We start from the raw sequence: 16,232 nt of genomic DNA, 5'->3' as shown, positions 1-16,232 counted from the left end.
GCCCGGCCGGCCACCAGCACGCTGGCCGCGCCGCCCGGGCGCAGCGCGGTGGCCAGCGCGGCCACCACCGCCGCCGGGTCGTCGACGACCTCCAGCACGGCGTGGCAGAGCACCAGGTCGACGCCGGCCGGCTCGACCAGCCCCGCGAGGGCGTCCCCATCGCCCTGCACGGCGGCGATCCGGTCGGCCACCCCGGCCTCGGCGGCCCGGCGGGTGAGCGCGGCCAGCGCGTCGGGGCTGGCGTCGACCACGGTGACGCGGTGCCCGGCGCGGGCCAGCGGGACGGCGAAGCCACCCGTGCCGCCGCCCACGTCCAGCACGGTGAGCTCGGCGTCGCCGCGCCGGTCCAGCTCGGCGCGGAGCACCGACCAGATCACGGCGGTACGGGGGGTCAGCGGCGGCCCGGTGAACCGGCCTCGGGTCTGCTCCACCCGGTCGAGCCTAGTCACCCGGTCCATCGGTCAGGACTCGCCGCCCTCGACCTCGTCCTCCGCGCGGGATCGCCGCTCGTTGGCGACCGGACCGTTGGTCACCTCGTACTCGCGAGGGTCGGCGAGGTGCGACGGCATCCAGCCCGCGCCGAGCCGGGTCCGCCGGGAGTTGGCGATTCCACCGGTGTACGTGTGATTCCCCATCGCTGTTCATTCCCCTCATGGCTCACGGGCCGCTCTGCCCGCTCGGCACGAGTCTCCCGCTCGGCGGCGCCGGAAACCGTAATGTGGATCACTGAATCAGCGGAAGTCACGGGATGCGGGGCTGACCGGTGGCTCGATGGCGTCCAGCCGGTCGGCAACGAGGTTGGTCACCCCCTCGTTCCGCTCCAGCCGCCCACGGACCACCAGCGCGGCGCTGGTCCGGGCCACCCGCCGGTAGCGCTGCCACAGCCCCGGCGAGCAGGTGACGTTGAGCATCCCGGTCTCGTCCTCCAGGTTGAGGAAGGTGACCCCGCCCGCGGTCGCCGGGCGCTGCCGGTGGGTGACGATGCCGCCGACCCGGATCCGCTGCCCGGGCTCCACCCGGCCGAGCCGGGCGATCGGCACCGCGCCGAGCACGTCGAGCTGACCCCGGATGAACCGGGCCGGATGGCTCTCCGGCGACAGCCCGGTGGCCCACACGTCGGCGACCAGCCGATCCACCGCCTCCATCCCGGGCAGGGTGGGTGCCGCCGCGCCGGTCACCGTGCCGGGCAGCCGACCCGGCCGGTCCTGGGCCGCCGCGCCGGCAGCCCAGAGCGCTTCCCGCCGGGTCAGCCCGAAACAGGCGAACGCGTCCGCGGTGGCCAGCGCCTCCAGCTGCGCGGCGGTGAGACCGACCCGCCGGGCCAGGTCCGGCATGTCCCGGTACGGTCCACCGGTCGCCCGTTCGGCCTCGATCCGCTCGGCCACCTCGGCGCCGAGGGTCCGCACGCCGGACAGCCCGAGCCGGACCGCCGGGCCGCCCAGCCCCCAGGCGTGCGGCGGCTCCCCCGGGCCGCTGCCCCACCGGGTGTCCGGGGTGGACTCCAGCACCGCCTTCGACCCGCTGGCGTTGATGTCCGGGCGGCGTACCTCCACCCCGTGCCGGCGAGCGTCGTCCACCAGGGTCTGTGGGGAGTAGAAGCCCATCGGCTGGGCGTTCAGCAGCGCGGCCAGGAACGGCGCCGGGTGGTAGCGCTTGAGCCAGGAGCTGGCGTAGACCAGGTAGGCGAAGCTCATCGCGTGGCTCTCCGGAAAGCCGTAGCTGGCGAACGCGGTGAGCTTGCGGTAGACGTCGTCGGCCAGCTCGCCGGTGATGCCCCGCTCGGCCATCCCGGCGTAGAGCCGGTCGGCGATGCGGGTCATCCGCTCGACCGAGCGTTTGGCGCCCATCGCCCGGCGCAGTTGGTCGGCCTCGGCCGCGTCGAAGCCGGCCAGGTCGATGGCGAGCTGCATCAGCTGCTCCTGGAACAGCGGCACGCCCAGGGTCTTCTCCAACGCGTTGCGCATCAGCGGGTGCGCGAAGGTCACCGGCTCCAGGCCGTTCTTGCGCCGGATGAACGGGTGCACCGAGCCGCCCTGGATCGGGCCGGGCCGGATCAGCGCCACCTCGACCACCAGGTCGTAGAACTCGCGGGGTTTGAGCCGGGGCAGGGTGGCCATCTGGGCGCGGCTCTCCACCTGGAACACCCCGACCGAGTCCGCCCGGCAGAGCATGTCGTAGACCTCCGGGTCGTCCAGCGTCATGTCGCCGAGGTCCAGGCTCATGCCGATCATGTCGTAGCCGTAGTGCAGCGCGGAGAGCATGCCGAGGCCGAGCAGGTCGAACTTGACCAGACCGACCGCCGCGCAGTCGTCCTTGTCCCACTGGAGCACGCTGCGCCCGGGCATCCGCCCCCACTCCACCGGGCAGACCTCGATCACCGGCCGGTCGCAGATCACCATGCCGCCGGAGTGGATGCCCAGGTGCCGGGGGAACGTCTGCAACTCGTTGGCGTACTCGACCACCTGCTCGGGGATGTCCTCGACGTCGACCGTCGCGACCGAACCCCACCGGTCGATCTGCTTGCTCCAGGCGTCCTGCTGGCCGGGTGAGAAGCCGAACGCCTTGGCCACGTCCCGCACCGCCGACCGGGGCCGGTAGGAGATGACGTTGGCGACCTGGGCGGCGTGCTCCCGGCCGTAGCGGGTGTAGACGTGCTGGATCACCTCCTCCCGGCGGTCGGACTCGATGTCCACGTCGATGTCCGGCGGGCCGTCCCGCTCCGGGGCGAGGAAACGCTCGAAGAGCAACCGGTGCCGGACGGCGTCCACGTTGGTGATCCGCAGCGCGTAGCAGACCGCCGAGTTGGCCGCCGAACCCCGGCCCTGGCAGTAGATGTCCTGCGCACGGCAGAACGCGACGATGTCGTAGACCACCAGGAAGTAGCCGGGGAAGCCCAGCTCCTCGATCATGTTCAGCTCGTGGTCGAGCTGCGCGTACGCCGTCGGGTGCGCCTGCGGCGGACCGTAGCGCTCCCGCGCCCCGTCGGCGGTCAGCTTGCGCAGCCAGCTCATCTCGGTGTGCCCCGGCGGCACCGGGTACGCCGGCAGCTGCGGCGCGACCAGTTGGAGGTCGAAGGCCAGCTCGGCGCCGAACTCGGCGGCCCGGGCCACCGCGCCCGGGTACGCGGCGAACCGGGCCGCCATCTCCGCGCCGCTGCGCAGGTGGGCGGTGGCCGCCGCGGGCAGCCAGCCGTCGATCTCGTCCAGGCTGCGCCGGGCCCGGACGGCGGCGACCGTGGTGGCCAGCCGCCGCCGGCCGGGGCTGGCGTAGTGCACGTTGTTGCTGGCCACCGTCGGCAGCCCGGCCGCGGCGGCCAGGTCGGCGAGCGCGTCGTTACGGTCGGCGTCGACGGGGTGGCCGTGGTCGGTCAGCTCCACCGCCACCGTCTCCGCGCCGAAGAGCGCGGTCAGCCGGTCCAGCTCGCGGGCCGCCGCGTCCACCCCCTCGGTGAGCAGCGCCGCCGGCACGTGGCCCTTGCGGCAGCCGGTCAGCACCAGCACGTGGTCGCGCAGCTCGGCGGCGACCTCCTCCAGCTCCCCGTAGACCGGGCGGCCCTTCTCCCCGCCGCGCAGCTGGGCGCGGGCGATGGTGGTGGCCAGCCGGGCGTACCCCTCGTGGCCGTGCGCGAGCACCAGCAGGTGCGCGCCGTGCGGGTCGGGCTCACCGTTCTGCGGACCGGGCAGCCCGAGGGAGAGCTCCGCGCCGAAGATGGTCGGCAGGGCCAGCGCGCGGGCCGCCTCGGCGAAGCGGACCACACCGTAGAAGCCGTCGTGATCGGTGACGGCGAGGGCGGTGAGCCCCAGCCGGGCCGCCTCCTCGGCCAGCTCCTCCGGATGGCTGGCGCCGTCGAGGAAGCTGAAGTTGGTGTGCGCGTGCAGCTCCGCGTAGGGCACCACACCGTCGGGGCGGGCCAGCTCCGGCGGCTGGTACTGCTCGCGCCGGCGGCTCCAGGCCGGGGAGTCCCCGCCGTCGGCGTCCACGGCGAGCGGGTCCACCACGTGCAGGTGCCGCTCGCCCCGGCTCCCCCGTTTGTCGTCGGCCCGGCCGGAGAGCACCCGTTCCAGCTCCGACCAGGGCATCTTCGGGTTGTGGAAGCTCATCCGGCTGGCTCCGGCGGCGAGAGGGGCGGTGAGCGATATACCTGAGAGTCATAAATATGCCTCACAGTCATATCGCTCACCGGGGCATCCGCCTCCGGCCTGGAGCGGACAAGGACCAGCTCAGTCATAGATCGCCTCCACCAACCACTGCCCGGCCTCGACGGCGAGCAGCAGGGCCGTACCGTCGGCGAGGCCGATCTGGAACCGGGCCCGGCGGTGGGCCTCCGCCGGCACCCACCAGCGCTCGTCCACCGGCCACGGCCCGGCCCAGCCGACGATCTCCGCCGGCCGGCCGATGCCCACCAGCAGCCGTGCGGGTGGGGCGCTCACCGCCAACCGGGCGTTGACCACCACCGGCTCGCCGGCAGCGTCCTGCACGGTCGCCGCGAGCGGGCTGGCCAGCACCACCGCCGGCGCGGGCGGGGGAAGCTGGCCTGGCCAGGGCGGGGCGCCGGCGCGGGCGGGGACCCGTTCGTCGCCCCACGGCACCAGTCGCACCTGGTCGGCCGGGGACCGCCCGCCGCCGAGCACCGCGGTGACCACCGCTTCCGGGCCGAGGATGCCCTGCACCCGGTTCAACGCCCGGTGCGCCCGCTCCCGCTCCTCGCCGGCCTCCCCCCAGAGGCCGGACTGCAGGCCGGCCTGGGCGATCACCCCGTCCGGGATCAGCCGCAGCCGGATGATGCCGGCCGTCGGCCGGACCGCTCGGGCACCGGCCCGGCCGTTGCTGCCGGAGAGCCAACCGTCGAGCTGCCAGCGCACCCGGTCGGCGATGGCCGCTGCGGTGAGCAGGCCGTCGTGCCGCCACACCCGGTGCAGCTCCTGCCCGTGCGCGGTGACCGCCTCGATGCCGAGCCGGGTGCAGGCCAGCCCGTGCCCGGCCAGCCGGTCGTGCAGCTGCTCGGCCAGCGCGCGGGCGGCGAACGCCGCCGCGTCGACCCGGTCGATCGGCTCGTCGTGCTCGGCGGTCACCGTCAGGTCGGCCGGCGGCCGCCGGACGGCGAGCGGGCGGTGGTCCCGCCCGGCGGCCAGCCGGTGGGCCAGTGCGCCGTCGAACCCGAACCGGGCCAGCACGTCGCCGGCCGGCAACGCGGCGAAGTCGCCGAGGGTCCGCACCCCCAGCCGGCGCAGCAGGTCGGCCAGCGCCGACCGGCCGAGCGCCTCGACCGGCAGCCCGGCCAGGAACTCCGGTGTCCCGCCCGACGCCACCACCCGGCCGGCGCGGGCGGCCAGCCCCGCGGCGAATACCCCGTCGGCGATGCCGACCTGACTCTCCACCAGACACGACTGGGCGATGTGCTCGATGATCCGCTCGGCGGCCGCCTCCTCGCCGCCGAGGTAACGGCTCGGGCCCCGGGCGGCCACCGCGCAGGCTCCGGGGCGGACCACCTCGACGCCGGCGACCAGCTCCTCCACCGCGGCGACCACCGGCTCGAACGCCCGGGCGTCCCGGCCGGGGTCGTACTCCACGACGGTGAGCTGCGGGCAGCGGCCCTGCGCCTCCCGCTTGCGCAGCCCCCGGCGCACCCCCTCGGCACGGGCCCGCTCGGAGCAGGCGACCACCCGGTTGGCGTGCAGCACGGCGACCGGGCCGGTGGCCGGCACCCCGTCGACGATCTCGGCGGCGAGCACCGGCCAGTCCGGGCACCACAGCAGCAGGGTCCGTGTCGGCGAGTCGGTCACCCCGCGCCGACCAGAGTGAGCGCCGGACGGGTCGCGGTCGACACCGTACGAGGAATCACCCGGGTGAGCTCGTCACCGGGAAGCCAGACCTTGATCTCCTTGGGTCGGGCGGCCGCCCCACGCCCGCGCGCCGAGACGGTGACCTCCCGGCGGCGCAGCCGACCCCGGCCCGACCCGAGCCCTTCCCAGACCCCACGGACCACCTGCAACGTCACGTCCGCGCCGTCCCACCGGCCGTACGGGACGAGCACGCTGCCGCGCTGCCGGGCCCGGGCGGCCAGCCGGGTGGCGACCGACGCGGAGACCGCGGCCGGCACGGCGGTGACCACGACGTCCACCCCGTCGATCAGCGCGGCGACCACGGTGGCCCACTCGGGGCCGGGATTCGGCACCAGGGCCAGCCGGTCCAGGGCGATGCCCAACTCGGCGGCCGCGCCCGCGCCGAACGTCGGCACGCCGACCACGGCACACCACGAGCCGGCCCGGGACGCCTCGGCGAGCAGGGCCAGCACCAGCGAGGTGTCCCCGCTGCGCCGGGGTTGGCCGACGGCGACCGCGATGGTGCTGCCCCGACGCAGGCCCCGGTTGGGCAGCAGGCCGGTCAGCTCGGGCGCCACCGGCAGCACCCGGTGGCCGCCGCCGACCGGGTCGGGTGCGCTCGCCGGGCGTACCAGATCGGCCAGTGCGGCGGAACCGACCACCATGCGGCCCGCCATCGGACCAACCCCCCGTCGTTGCTGTGGATCAGATCAGGACCGGCACGCCGTGACGCCGGCCGCCCGACTCCCCCCGCCGGGCGGTCGGCGTCACGGCGGGATCATGCGGCGAGGCCGTCCAGGGCCGGTTGGTGAGCCACGCCGAGCGCGGTCTCCACCACCGTGACGAACTGTTCGGCCGCGCGGAGCAGGTCGTCGGCCTCCCGGGCACTGACCACCCGGGGGATGCCGGCCTCGGCGGCGGCCCGCTTGCCGGCGCCGGCGGCGAAGAACCTGGCCCACTCGTCGAGCTCGGGGGCGACGGCACAGAGCAGGACCCAGACGCTGGTGATCCGGTTGCGCCGGCTCGGCGCGGGTCGGGCACGGGCGGCGAGGAGTGCGGCGGCCGCACGCAGCGCCGCCAGGTGGGCGGCCGCGTAGCGCAGGCCGTCGGGTCGGGTCTGGCCGGCCTCGACCAGCCCGCGCCGGGCCAACGTGAGGAGCTGGGCGGGGGTGCGGTGCGGCAGCACGTGCGCCGGCACCGTCGGTGCCTGAGCCGGGTTGGTCGGCATGGACTGTCTCCTCCACTGGCCGGGGCGTTACCTCGGCGCACTGGTGCCGCCGATGGGATGCCGAGGTCGGATGGTGCGGAGGAAGACGCACCGGGTGTGGCCGGCCGGGTGTGGATGCTTCCCCACACCACACCCGGCCGGCGTACCGGCGGGTTCGTCGCCCGCCGCCCGGGGGTCGTGGGCGGCGGGCGACGCTCCTGCCTGTCGGGACCGGGCTCGCGACTGCCCGGAAACCCAGGTGCGGCCCGCGGAGCCGCACCGGCCGGAGCTGGCGCCGCGAAACACCGCGCCCCGGCTGGTTGGAACGGGCGTTCGAGGCAATCGAACACTCGTTCTAACTGCTGCTGACAGTACACCTCCCCTCCGACGAAAATGCAACGTGTGACGCGCCGGCCCGGTGCACCGGGGTGAACCCGGCACTGCGGACCGGGAAGAATGGCGACATGCAGCCACACCCGAACGTACGGGCGGTGCAGGACGCGCTGGACGGCTCCGGCGCGCTCGACGGCGCCGGCCAGCCCAGCACGGTCCGCCTGCTGCCCGACGCGGTGCACACCGCCTCGGCGGCCGCCGAGGCGCTCGGCGTCGAGGTCGGCCAGATCGCCAACTCGCTCATCTTCGACGCGGACGACGCGCCGCTGCTCGTGCTCACCTCCGGCGCGCACCGGGTGGACACCGCCGGCCTGGCCGCGTCGATCGGGGTCACCCGGCTGCGTCGAGCCACCCCGGAGTTCGTCCGGACGCACACCGGGCAGCCGATCGGCGGGGTCGCCCCGCTCGGGCACCCCCGACCGCTGCGCACCCTGGTGGACACCGCGTTGGAGGCGTACCCGGAGATCTGGGCCGCGGGCGGCGTACCGCAGGCGGTCTTCCCGACCACCTACGCCGAGCTGCTGCGGGTCACCGCCGGCGCCCCGGCCGAGGTGGCGTGAGCGAGCGGAGCGAGCGAACCAGCAGGCACAGCAGCCATGCGCTCGCGCCGCCGCGAAGCGGTGGCGTGAGCAGCGCCGTTCCGGATCTGGTCACCCTGCACGTGTGGCGGACCTCCCGCGGCGCGCTGCCCCGGGCGCTGACCCGGATGGCGATGGACCCGGGCCGGCTGCGCGCCCTGCCGGGCGTCCGGTTCGGCAAGCTGCTGGGCACCGGGACGGGCACCGGCTTCGGGCCGGGTGACGCCGACCTGACCCGGTGGGCGGCGCTGACCGTCTGGGACTCCCCCGCCGCGGCGGACGGCTTCGACGACTCGCCGGTCGGCCGCGCCTGGGGGCGGATCGCCCGCGCCCACGCCCGGGTCGACCTGCGGCCGCTGAGCAGCCGGGGCGAGTGGTCCGGTCAACGGCCGTTCGGCGAGCCGTCGGGCGGCCGGGTCACCGGCCCGGTGCTGGCACTGACCCGGGCCCGGCTGCGGGCCCGCCGGGCGGCCACCTTCTGGCGGGCGATCCCCCCGGTCGCCGCCGCCCTGCGCGACGCGCCGGGGCTGCTGGCCCGGTTCGGTGTCGGCGAGGCGCCGCTGGGCTGGCAGGGCACGGTGAGCGTGTGGCGTGACCCGGCGGACCTGGTGGCGTTCGCGTACCGTCACCCGGAGCACCGGGCGGCGATCATGCGAACCCCCACCGCGGGCTGGTACGCCGAGGAGCTGTTCGCACGGTTCGAGGTGCGCGACGTGGTCGGCGACCGGACGGTGCTCGGGTGGGTCGCCGACGGCGACCCGGGAACGGCGAAGGGTGGACGGGCATGAGGTTGGTGCGCTGGACGCCGGACGATCTCGTCCGGCGGCTGGACGACGTGGTGACCGTCTACGGCGAGGCGATGGGATACCGCACCGATCTGCTGGAGGCCCGGCGCGGCTACATCGCCACCCACGTCCGCCGGCCCGGGTTCCGGGCCGTGGCCAGCCTGACCAGCGAGGGTCACCTCGCCGGCTTCGGCTACGGCTACCTGGGCGGCCCCGGGCAGTGGTGGCACGACCAGGTGCACCGGGCGCTGGACGCCCCGACCCGGCAGCGTTGGCTCACCCACTGCTTCGAGGTGGTCGAGCTGCACGTCCGGCCGCCGGCGCAGGGGCATGGCCTGGGCGCCGGCCAGCTGCGCGCCCTGCTCACCATGGCCGAGGGCGACACCACGCTGCTGTCCACCCCGGAGGCCGACGAGAAGACCTCGCGGGCCTGGCGGCTGTACCGGCGGTTCGGCTTCGTCGACGTCCTGCGCGACTTCCACTTCCCCGGCGACGAGCGGCCGTTCGGCGTGCTCGGCCGGGATCTGCCGCTCGAGCGCCCGGCGTCATGACCCGGCGGGGCATCTCCTGGACGCTGCTCGCCGTCCTGGTGCTCGCCCAGATCTGCTACCCGCTGACCACCGGCGCGACCCGGGCCGGGCTCACCGTGGCCACCGTCGTGCTCGGCTGCCTTCTGTCGGTCGGCCACGCGCTGCTCAGCCGGGGGCCCCGGGCCGCGGTGGCGCTGGTCGCCGTGGCCACCGGTGGCGGGTTCGCGATCGAGGCGATCGGGGTGGCCACAGGCGTACCGTTCGGCAGCTACGACTACTCCGGCGAGCTCGGCCCCAAGCTGGCCGGGGTGCCGCTGATCATCCCGCTGGCCTGGACGTGGATGGCCTGGCCGGCATGGCTGGCGGCGGTCCGGCTGACCGGCGGCAGCACCGGCTCGCCGGCCCTGCGGCGGGTACGCCGCATCGCCCTGGCCACGCTGGGGCTGGCCGCCTGGGACCTCTTCCTCGACCCGCAGATGGTGGCCGAGGGGTACTGGGTCTGGCGGGACGCCACCCCGGCGCTGCCCGGCCTGCCCGGCATCCCGGTCAGCAACTACCTGGGCTGGCTGCTCTTCGCGGTGCTGCTGATGAGCGCGCTCCGCCCGCTGGCCGGCCCGGACGCCGAGCGCACCGACCACCGGGACCACCCGATGATCGCGCTCTACCTGTGGACGTACTTCTCCAGCATCCTGGCCCACGCGGTCTTCCTCGACCTGCCCGCCTCGGCGCTCTGGGGCGCGGCCGGCATGTCGGTGACCGCCGTGCCGCTGGCGGTGATCCTGCTGCGCGCCCGCCGGGCCCCCGACATCCACCGGGAGGGCCACCAGCCGCACCGCCCCGGCGTTGACGCGACCCGATGATCGTCCTGTTCGCCCTGCTGCTCGCCGTCGCCGCGCTGACCGGGCACACCTGGGTCAACGCCTCGCGCTGGCTGCGCCGGCCCACCGACCGGCCGGACGAGGTCGGCGAGCCGGTGGCCGTGCTGCTGCCGCTGCGGGACGAGGCCGCCCGGGTCGCCCCCTGCCTGCGCGCTCTGCTCGCCCAGCGCGGTGTGCCCGGGCTCCGCATCGTGGTCCTCGACGACGGCTCCACCGACGGCACCGCCGACGTGGTCCGCGCGGTGGCCGGCGGCGATCCCCGGGTCACCCTGCTCACCGGGGTCGCGCCGCCGCCGGGCTGGCTGGGCAAACCGCACGCCTGCTGGCAGTTGGCCACCCGGGCCGACCCGGCGGCCACCGCGCTGGTCTTCGTCGACGCCGACGTGGTGCTCGCCCCGCACGCCGTGGCAGCGGCCGTCACCGAGCTGCGCGCCGCCCGCGCGACGCTGCTGTCGCCGTACCCCCGGATCGTGGTGACGACGGCGGCCGACCGCCTGGTGCAGCCGCTGTTGCAGTGGCTCTGGCTGACCTTCCTGCCGCTGCGCGCGATGGAGCGCTCGCCGCGGCCGTCGCTGGCCGCGGCGGGCGGGCAGTTCCTGGTGCTGGACCGGGCCGGCTACACCGCCGCCGGCGGGCACGCCGCGGTCGCCGACAAGATCCTGGAGGACGTCGAGCTGGCCCGGGCGATCAAGCGGGCCGGTGGGCGGATCGCCCTGGCCGACGGCTCCCGGCTGGCCACATGTCGGATGTACGACGACTGGCCGCAGCTGCGCGACGGGTACTCGAAGTCGCTCTGGGCGTCGTTCGGGCACCCGGGCGCGGCGGCCGCCGTGGTGGCGTCGCTGCTGCTGCTCTACACCGCCCCGCCGCTGGTCACGGTGATCGCCCTGGCGGCCGGCGCGCCGGTGGTGGCCGCCGTGGGCCTGGCCGGCTACCTGCTCGGGGTGGCCGGGCGGGTGCTCACCGCCCGAGCTACCGGCGGCCGGTGGTGGCCCGACGCGCTCGCACACCCCGTGTCGGTCGTGGTCCTCGGTTGGCTGACTTCGCGGTCGTACCATCTGCGAAAGCAGCGCCGCCTGACCTGGCGGGGCCGCCCGGTCAGCTAGGAGGGCGCGGCATGGCGCGGATCGTGGTCGTCGGCGCCGGGGTGGGTGGCCTGGCCACCGCCGCCCGGCTGGCCGCCACCGGGCACCAGGTGACCGTCCTCGAGCGGGCCGACACGGTCGGCGGCAAGCTCGGCCGGTACGTGCACGACACCCCGGCCGGGTCGTTCCACTTCGACACCGGGCCGAGCCTGCTCACCCTGCCCGAGGTCTTCCACGACCTGTTCGAGGCGACCGGGGCGAAGCTCGACGAATACCTGGACCTGGTGCCGCTGGACCCGATCGTCCGGCACGTCTTCGGAGACGGTGGCCCGGCGCTGGACTCCTGCGCCGACCCGGTCGAGTTCGCCGCCCGGATCGGGGCCGCCTTCGGTGACCGGGCGGCGGCCGACTGGCAACGGCTGTGGCGCCGGGCGGCGCGGGTGTGGAACGCCTCCTCGCGGGACATCCTGCGACGCACCGTCGACTCCCCCCGCGACCTCGCGTCACTGGCCTGGCGTGTCGGCGACCTGGCCGCCATCGCCCCGGGCCGCACCCTGCGCGGGCTGGGCCGCCGGCACCTGTCCGACCCGCGGCTGCGGATGCTGCTGGACCGGTACGCCACCTACACCGGCGCCGACCCCCGCCGGGCGCCGGCGGCCCTGGTGGCGGTCCCCTACGCCGAGCTGACCTTCGGCGGCTGGTACCTGCGCGGCGGGTTGGGCACGCTCGCCGACGCGCTGCTGACCCGCTGCCTGGACCTCGGCGTGGTCGTGCGGACCGGCGCCACGGTGACCCGGATCGACGCCGCCGGCGGCCGGGTGCACGGGGTACGCCTCGCCGGCGTCACCGCGCCGGTGCCCGCCGACGTGGTGGTCGCCAACGTGGACGCGCTCACCGTCTACCGCGACCTGCTGCCGCACGCGCGTCGGCTGGCCGGGCTGGCCGACCGCAGCCTGGCCGGCTTCGTGCTGCTGCTCGGCGTCTCCGGCAGCACCGGGCTGGCACACCACAACGTCTTCTTCCCGCGCGACTACGACGCGGAGTTCGACGCGGTCTTCGGCGATCCGGGGCGCGGCGTACGGGCCCGACCGGCAGCCGACCCGACGGTGTTCGTCACCGTGGCCGACGACCCGATGGCCCGCCCGGACGGGCACGAGGCGTGGTTCGTGCTGGTCAACGCCGCCCGGCAGGGCACCGCCACGGGCGCGGTCGACTGGCGACGCCCAGGGCTGGCCGACGCGTACGCCGACCGGATCCTGGCGGTGCTGGCCGAACGTGGCGTGGACGTCCGCGACCGGCTGCTGTTCCGGGAGGTCCGTACCCCGGCCGACCTGGACGCGGCGACCGGCGCGCCGGGTGGCTCGATCTACGGCACCGCCGGAGGGCTGCTCCGCCCGGCCAACCGGGGTCCCGCGCACGGGCTGTGGCTGGTGGGCGGCTCCAGCCACCCCGGCGGTGGGCTGCCGATGGTGACCCTCTCCGCGCAGATCGTCGCCGACGAGATCGGCCCAGCCTGGTAGGTGCGGGGGTCAGCCGGCGTCGAGCAGCGCGCGGCGGATGGTGGAGAGCAACTGCCCCAGACCGAAGCCGGCCAGCAGCACCCACACCGCGGTCGCCATGGTGATGGTGCCGGCGGCCAGGTCCGGCTCGATCAGCCCGGCCAGCCCGGCGACCAAAAACCCGACCAGCGCCACCGAGACCCGGGTGGGGCGTTCGCCCACGGTCACCGCGCCGATCTCACGCATGCCGGCGGAGACCGCTCGGGCCCGGGTGTACTCGTGCAGCCAGGACAGCGCGCCGCCCGCGACGACCAGCGCGCCCGGCGCGCCGACCAGCCAGAACGCCAGCAGCCAGGCCACCTCACCGAGCCGGTCGGCGACCGAGTCGTAGACGTAGCCGAGCCGGGTGGTGCGGCCGGTGGCCACCGCCACCGCCCCGTCCACGCTGTCCGCCACGGAGGCGAGCAGCACGAACAGCGCGCCGAGAAACGGCCCGTCCGCCGGCCGGGTCACCAGCAGCGGTACGCAGAAGCAGAGCAGCACTCCGGCCACGGTGACCGCCGTGGGGCTGACCCGCAGCCGGCCCAGCACGTACCCGACGTGGTACGCGAGCCGCAGCCAGGCGCGCACCACCGGCGCGGCTGTGCGGGGGTCGAACCCGCCGTGCAACCGCGCCCACGCCGTGGCGTACTGGTCCCAGTTCAGCTGTGTGCCCACCACGGATCAACCGTCGTGCCGGGCATCAGGTGTCGCGGGCCCCGCGGTCACATCCGCACGCCGGCCTTGAGGTTCTGCCAGACCTCGCGGGTCGCGGTGGACCGGTTGAGGGTGATGAAGTGGATCCCCGGCACGCCCTCGTCCAGCAGCCGGCGGGACATCTCGCTGGCCTGCTCGATGCCGAGCCGGCGGACCGCCTCCGGGTCGTCGGCGACCCGCTCGAAGCGCGCCGCCAGCGCCGGCGGGAAAGGCGCCCCGGACAGCTGCACGGACCGCTCGATGGTGCCGATCTGCGTCACCGGCATCACCCCGGCGAGGATCGGGGTGTCGCAGCCGGCGGCCGCCACCCGGTCACGAAGCCGCAGGTAATCGTCGGCCTCGAAGAACATCTGTGTGATCGCGAACTCGGCGCCGGCCCGGCACTTGCGGACGAAGTGCGTGGTGTCGCTGGCCACGTCGGGTGAGCGGGGGTGCTTGTACGGGAAGGCCGCCACGCCCACGCTGAAGTCACCGGCGTCCCGCACGAGGCGCACCAGGTCCTCGGCGTAGTCCACGCCCTCGGGGTGGCGGACCCACTCGCCGCCCGGGTTGCCCGGCGGGTCGCCGCGCACCGCCAGCACGTTGCGGACCCCCACCCCGGCGAGCCGACCGATCACGTGCCGCAGTTCGGCGACGGAGTGGTTGACCGCGGTCAGGTGGGCCATCGGCAGCAGGGTGGTGTCGGTGGCGATCCGCTCGGTGACCGACACGGTGGTGTCCCGGGTCGAGCCGCCCGCGCCGTAGGTGATCGACACGAACGACGGCCGCAGCGACTCCAGCTCGCGGATCGCCTGCCAGAGCAGCCGCTCCCCCACCTCGGTCTTGGGTGGGAAGAACTCGAACGAGAAGGTCGGCTGACGGTCACGGATGAGCTCCCCGATCGCCGGCTGCGGATTGGGGAGTACCGAGGGAAGACCGAGCGCCACGACCCGACTCTAGCGGGCAGCGTCCGCACCACCCAGGCGCTTCCCGTCGCGTCCCACGGATCGACGGATGCGTGGGCGCGCCCACCTGCCCGATGCCGTCCCGCGCCCCGGCCGGGTGGGCGGAAGCCGTCGTACCCACGGGGTAGTAATGGGTGGCGCGGGAGGGTCGGCGGGGGCGGCCCAGGGGCACGCGCGGGGGTCAGCAGCCGAGCGGTGACGCCGGTCCCGTCCGGTCGGGCGGGCGCTCGTCGCCGCACCGACGCCCGCCGGGAGGACCGATGACCCCGCCCCCACCGCCGCGCCCAGCACAGCTCGGCCCGTTGCTCGCCCGGTGCCGGCTGGCCCGGGGCTGGAGCCAGCAGCGCACCGCCGCCGAGTTGTGTGCCGCCGCGGGCGTGCCGACGTTGAGCCGGCACGAGGTGTCCCGGTGGGAACGGCAACGGCGCATCCCGGGAGGGTTCTGGCTCGGTTGGCTCGCCGTGGTGCTGGACGTGCCGCTGGTGACGCTCGCCGAGGCCGCCGCGGTCACCCAGCGAGCCGGCCCGGCGCGGGCCACCGGGCCGGGGCGGGGCGGGGCCGGCGCGCGGCCGGGCGGACGGCCGGGCCGGAGCCGGACCGGCGAGCGGGCCGGTGGCGCCACGAGTGCCGGGGGAGCGCGGCACGCGGCGACCGGCTAGCGTCGTGGCGTGACCCACGCTGCTCCCGTGTCTCCCGTCGACCGTGCCGGCCTGCGGCAACGGGTCGACAAGGCCCTCACCGAGTTCCTGGCCGGCCAGCGGGCCCGTTTGGCCGACGTCGACGACGCCCTGGCCCCGGTGGCGGAGGCGATCGAGGCGTTCGTGCTCGGCGGCGGCAAGCGGCTGCGGCCGGCCTTCGCGTACTGGGGGTTCCGGGGCGCCGGCGGAGTGGACGGCGACCAGGTCCTCACCGCCCTGGCCGCGCTGGAGTTCGTGCAGGCCAGCGCCCTGATCCATGACGACCTGATGGATCGCTCCGACACTCGGCGCGGCGAGCCGGCGGTGCACCGGCGGTTCGCCGCCCGGCACCGGGCGGCCGGCTGGGGCGGCGACCCGGACGGGTTCGGTGACGCGGCGGCGATCCTGCTCGGCGATCTCTGCCTGGTCTGGTCCGACGAGTTGCTGCACTCCGCGGGACTGGACCTACGGGCGGTGGCCCGGGCCCGGCCGGTCTTCGACGAGATGCGCACCGAGGTCACCGTCGGGCAGTACCTCGACGTGCTGACCCAGGTCACCGGGGACACCTCGGTGGAACGGGCCAGCAAGGTCGCCCGGTACAAGTCGGCGAAGTACACGGTCGAACGTCCGCTGCTGCTCGGCGCCGCGCTGGCCGACGCGACGGCGGACGTGCGGACGGCCTACTCGGCGTACGGGCTGCCGCTGGGCGAGGCGTTCCAGCTCCGCGACGACGTGCTGGGGGTCTTCGGCGACCCGGCGCAGACCGGCAAGCCGGCCGGGGACGACCTGCGCGAGGGCAAGCGCACGTACCTGGTGGCGGCGGCCGTGGAGGCCACCGACGACGCCGGCCGGGAGCTCCTGCTCAGCCGGCTCGGCGATCCGGAGCTCGACGAGCAGGGGGTGACCCAGCTGCGCGAGCTGATCTCCGCGAGCGGGGCGCTGGCCCGTACCGAGCAGCGGATCGTCACGCTCACCGACGCGGCGCTGGCGGCGCTGACCGCCGTCGACCTGGACACCGAGGCCCGCCAGGCCCTGGTCGACCTGGCGATAGCCGCCACCCGCCGCGCCGACTGACCCC

At 75.6% G+C, this 16,232-nt stretch carries 16 protein-coding genes; 8 read left to right on the top strand and 8 right to left on the bottom strand.

Translation table 11 applies throughout. The annotated features are described in order from the left end of the window. The 6 genes from ACWD6N_RS12910 to ACWD6N_RS12885 all read right to left on the bottom strand — a co-directional run. On the bottom strand, positions 1-458 hold a 458-nt coding region (locus ACWD6N_RS12910; RefSeq protein ID WP_450004757.1), incomplete at its 3' end, for a methyltransferase domain-containing protein. 3 nt (positions 459-461) lie between these two features. Continuing rightward, positions 462-635 carry a hypothetical protein gene (locus ACWD6N_RS12905; RefSeq protein ID WP_354965015.1) on the bottom strand — a complete coding sequence of 58 codons (174 nt, stop codon included), beginning with the start codon at positions 633-635 and terminating at the stop codon, positions 462-464. Positions 636-731: 96 nt separating this feature from the next. After that, a complete protein-coding gene (locus ACWD6N_RS12900) occupies positions 732-4,100 on the bottom strand; it encodes an error-prone DNA polymerase (RefSeq protein WP_354965016.1) in 3,369 nt (1,122 codons plus the stop codon). Between the two features lie 120 nt (positions 4,101-4,220). Continuing rightward, the gene (locus ACWD6N_RS12895) at positions 4,221-5,783 is read right to left on the bottom strand and encodes a DNA polymerase Y family protein (protein ID WP_450004756.1); all 1,563 of its coding nucleotides are present in this window, start codon (positions 5,781-5,783) and stop codon (positions 4,221-4,223) included. Next, positions 5,780-6,499 carry a hypothetical protein gene (locus ACWD6N_RS12890; RefSeq protein WP_354965018.1) on the bottom strand — a complete coding sequence of 240 codons (720 nt, stop codon included), beginning with the start codon at positions 6,497-6,499 and terminating at the stop codon, positions 5,780-5,782. The genes ACWD6N_RS12895 and ACWD6N_RS12890 overlap by 4 nt, the downstream gene beginning before the upstream one ends. Positions 6,500-6,600: 101 nt before the next feature. Then, a complete protein-coding gene (locus tag ACWD6N_RS12885) occupies positions 6,601-7,050 on the bottom strand; it encodes an SAV_6107 family HEPN domain-containing protein (protein ID WP_354862373.1) in 450 nt (149 codons plus the stop codon). A gap of 443 nt (positions 7,051-7,493) precedes the next feature. On the opposite strand from ACWD6N_RS12885, the gene ACWD6N_RS12880 reads away from it, so the two are divergent. The 6 genes from ACWD6N_RS12880 to ACWD6N_RS12855 all read left to right on the top strand — a co-directional run bounded on the left by ACWD6N_RS12880 (position 7,494) and on the right by ACWD6N_RS12855 (position 12,798). After that, a complete protein-coding gene (locus tag ACWD6N_RS12880; protein ID WP_354965019.1) occupies positions 7,494-7,982 on the top strand; it encodes a YbaK/EbsC family protein in 489 nt (162 codons plus the stop codon). Positions 7,983-8,047: 65 nt separating this feature from the next. After that, positions 8,048-8,788: a monooxygenase gene (locus tag ACWD6N_RS12875; RefSeq protein ID WP_354965020.1), complete on the top strand. Its 741-nt coding sequence runs from the start codon at positions 8,048-8,050 to the stop codon at positions 8,786-8,788. Further along, positions 8,785-9,336: a GNAT family N-acetyltransferase gene (locus ACWD6N_RS12870; protein ID WP_354965021.1), complete on the top strand. Its 552-nt coding sequence runs from the start codon at positions 8,785-8,787 to the stop codon at positions 9,334-9,336. The genes ACWD6N_RS12875 and ACWD6N_RS12870 overlap by 4 nt, the downstream gene beginning before the upstream one ends. Continuing rightward, the gene (locus tag ACWD6N_RS12865) at positions 9,333-10,175 is read left to right on the top strand and encodes a carotenoid biosynthesis protein (protein ID WP_354965022.1); all 843 of its coding nucleotides are present in this window, start codon (positions 9,333-9,335) and stop codon (positions 10,173-10,175) included. Before ACWD6N_RS12870 ends, ACWD6N_RS12865 begins: the two co-directional genes overlap by 4 nt. After that, on the top strand, positions 10,172-11,299 hold the full coding sequence (locus ACWD6N_RS12860; protein ID WP_354965023.1) for a glycosyltransferase: 1,128 nt from the start codon (positions 10,172-10,174) through the stop codon (positions 11,297-11,299). Before ACWD6N_RS12865 ends, ACWD6N_RS12860 begins: the two co-directional genes overlap by 4 nt. 11 nt (positions 11,300-11,310) lie before the next feature. Next, a complete protein-coding gene (locus tag ACWD6N_RS12855) occupies positions 11,311-12,798 on the top strand; it encodes a phytoene desaturase family protein (RefSeq protein WP_354965024.1) in 1,488 nt (495 codons plus the stop codon). 9 nt (positions 12,799-12,807) lie between these two features. Here ACWD6N_RS12855 and ACWD6N_RS12850 read toward each other — a convergent pair whose 3' ends face one another. Next, positions 12,808-13,497 (bottom strand): CDP-alcohol phosphatidyltransferase family protein, encoded by a 690-nt coding sequence (locus ACWD6N_RS12850; RefSeq protein WP_354965025.1) that lies wholly within the window; start codon positions 13,495-13,497, stop codon positions 12,808-12,810. Positions 13,498-13,541: 44 nt separating this feature from the next. After that, positions 13,542-14,459 (bottom strand): methylenetetrahydrofolate reductase [NAD(P)H], encoded by a 918-nt coding sequence (metF, locus tag ACWD6N_RS12845; protein WP_354965026.1) that lies wholly within the window; start codon positions 14,457-14,459, stop codon positions 13,542-13,544. Between the two features lie 278 nt (positions 14,460-14,737). On the opposite strand from metF, the gene ACWD6N_RS12840 reads away from it, so the two are divergent. Continuing rightward, entirely contained in the window at positions 14,738-15,136 is a 399-nt protein-coding gene (locus ACWD6N_RS12840; RefSeq protein ID WP_354965027.1) for a helix-turn-helix domain-containing protein, read from the top strand. A gap of 9 nt (positions 15,137-15,145) precedes the next feature. Continuing rightward, on the top strand, positions 15,146-16,228 hold the full coding sequence (locus tag ACWD6N_RS12835; RefSeq protein WP_354965028.1) for a polyprenyl synthetase family protein: 1,083 nt from the start codon (positions 15,146-15,148) through the stop codon (positions 16,226-16,228). Positions 16,229-16,232: the final 4 nt, after the last annotated feature.

Source organism: Micromonospora sp. NPDC005163, from assembly GCF_053599835.1.
Note: the sequence above shows the minus strand (reverse complement) of the source record. Positions and strands in the feature narration are given on the sequence as shown.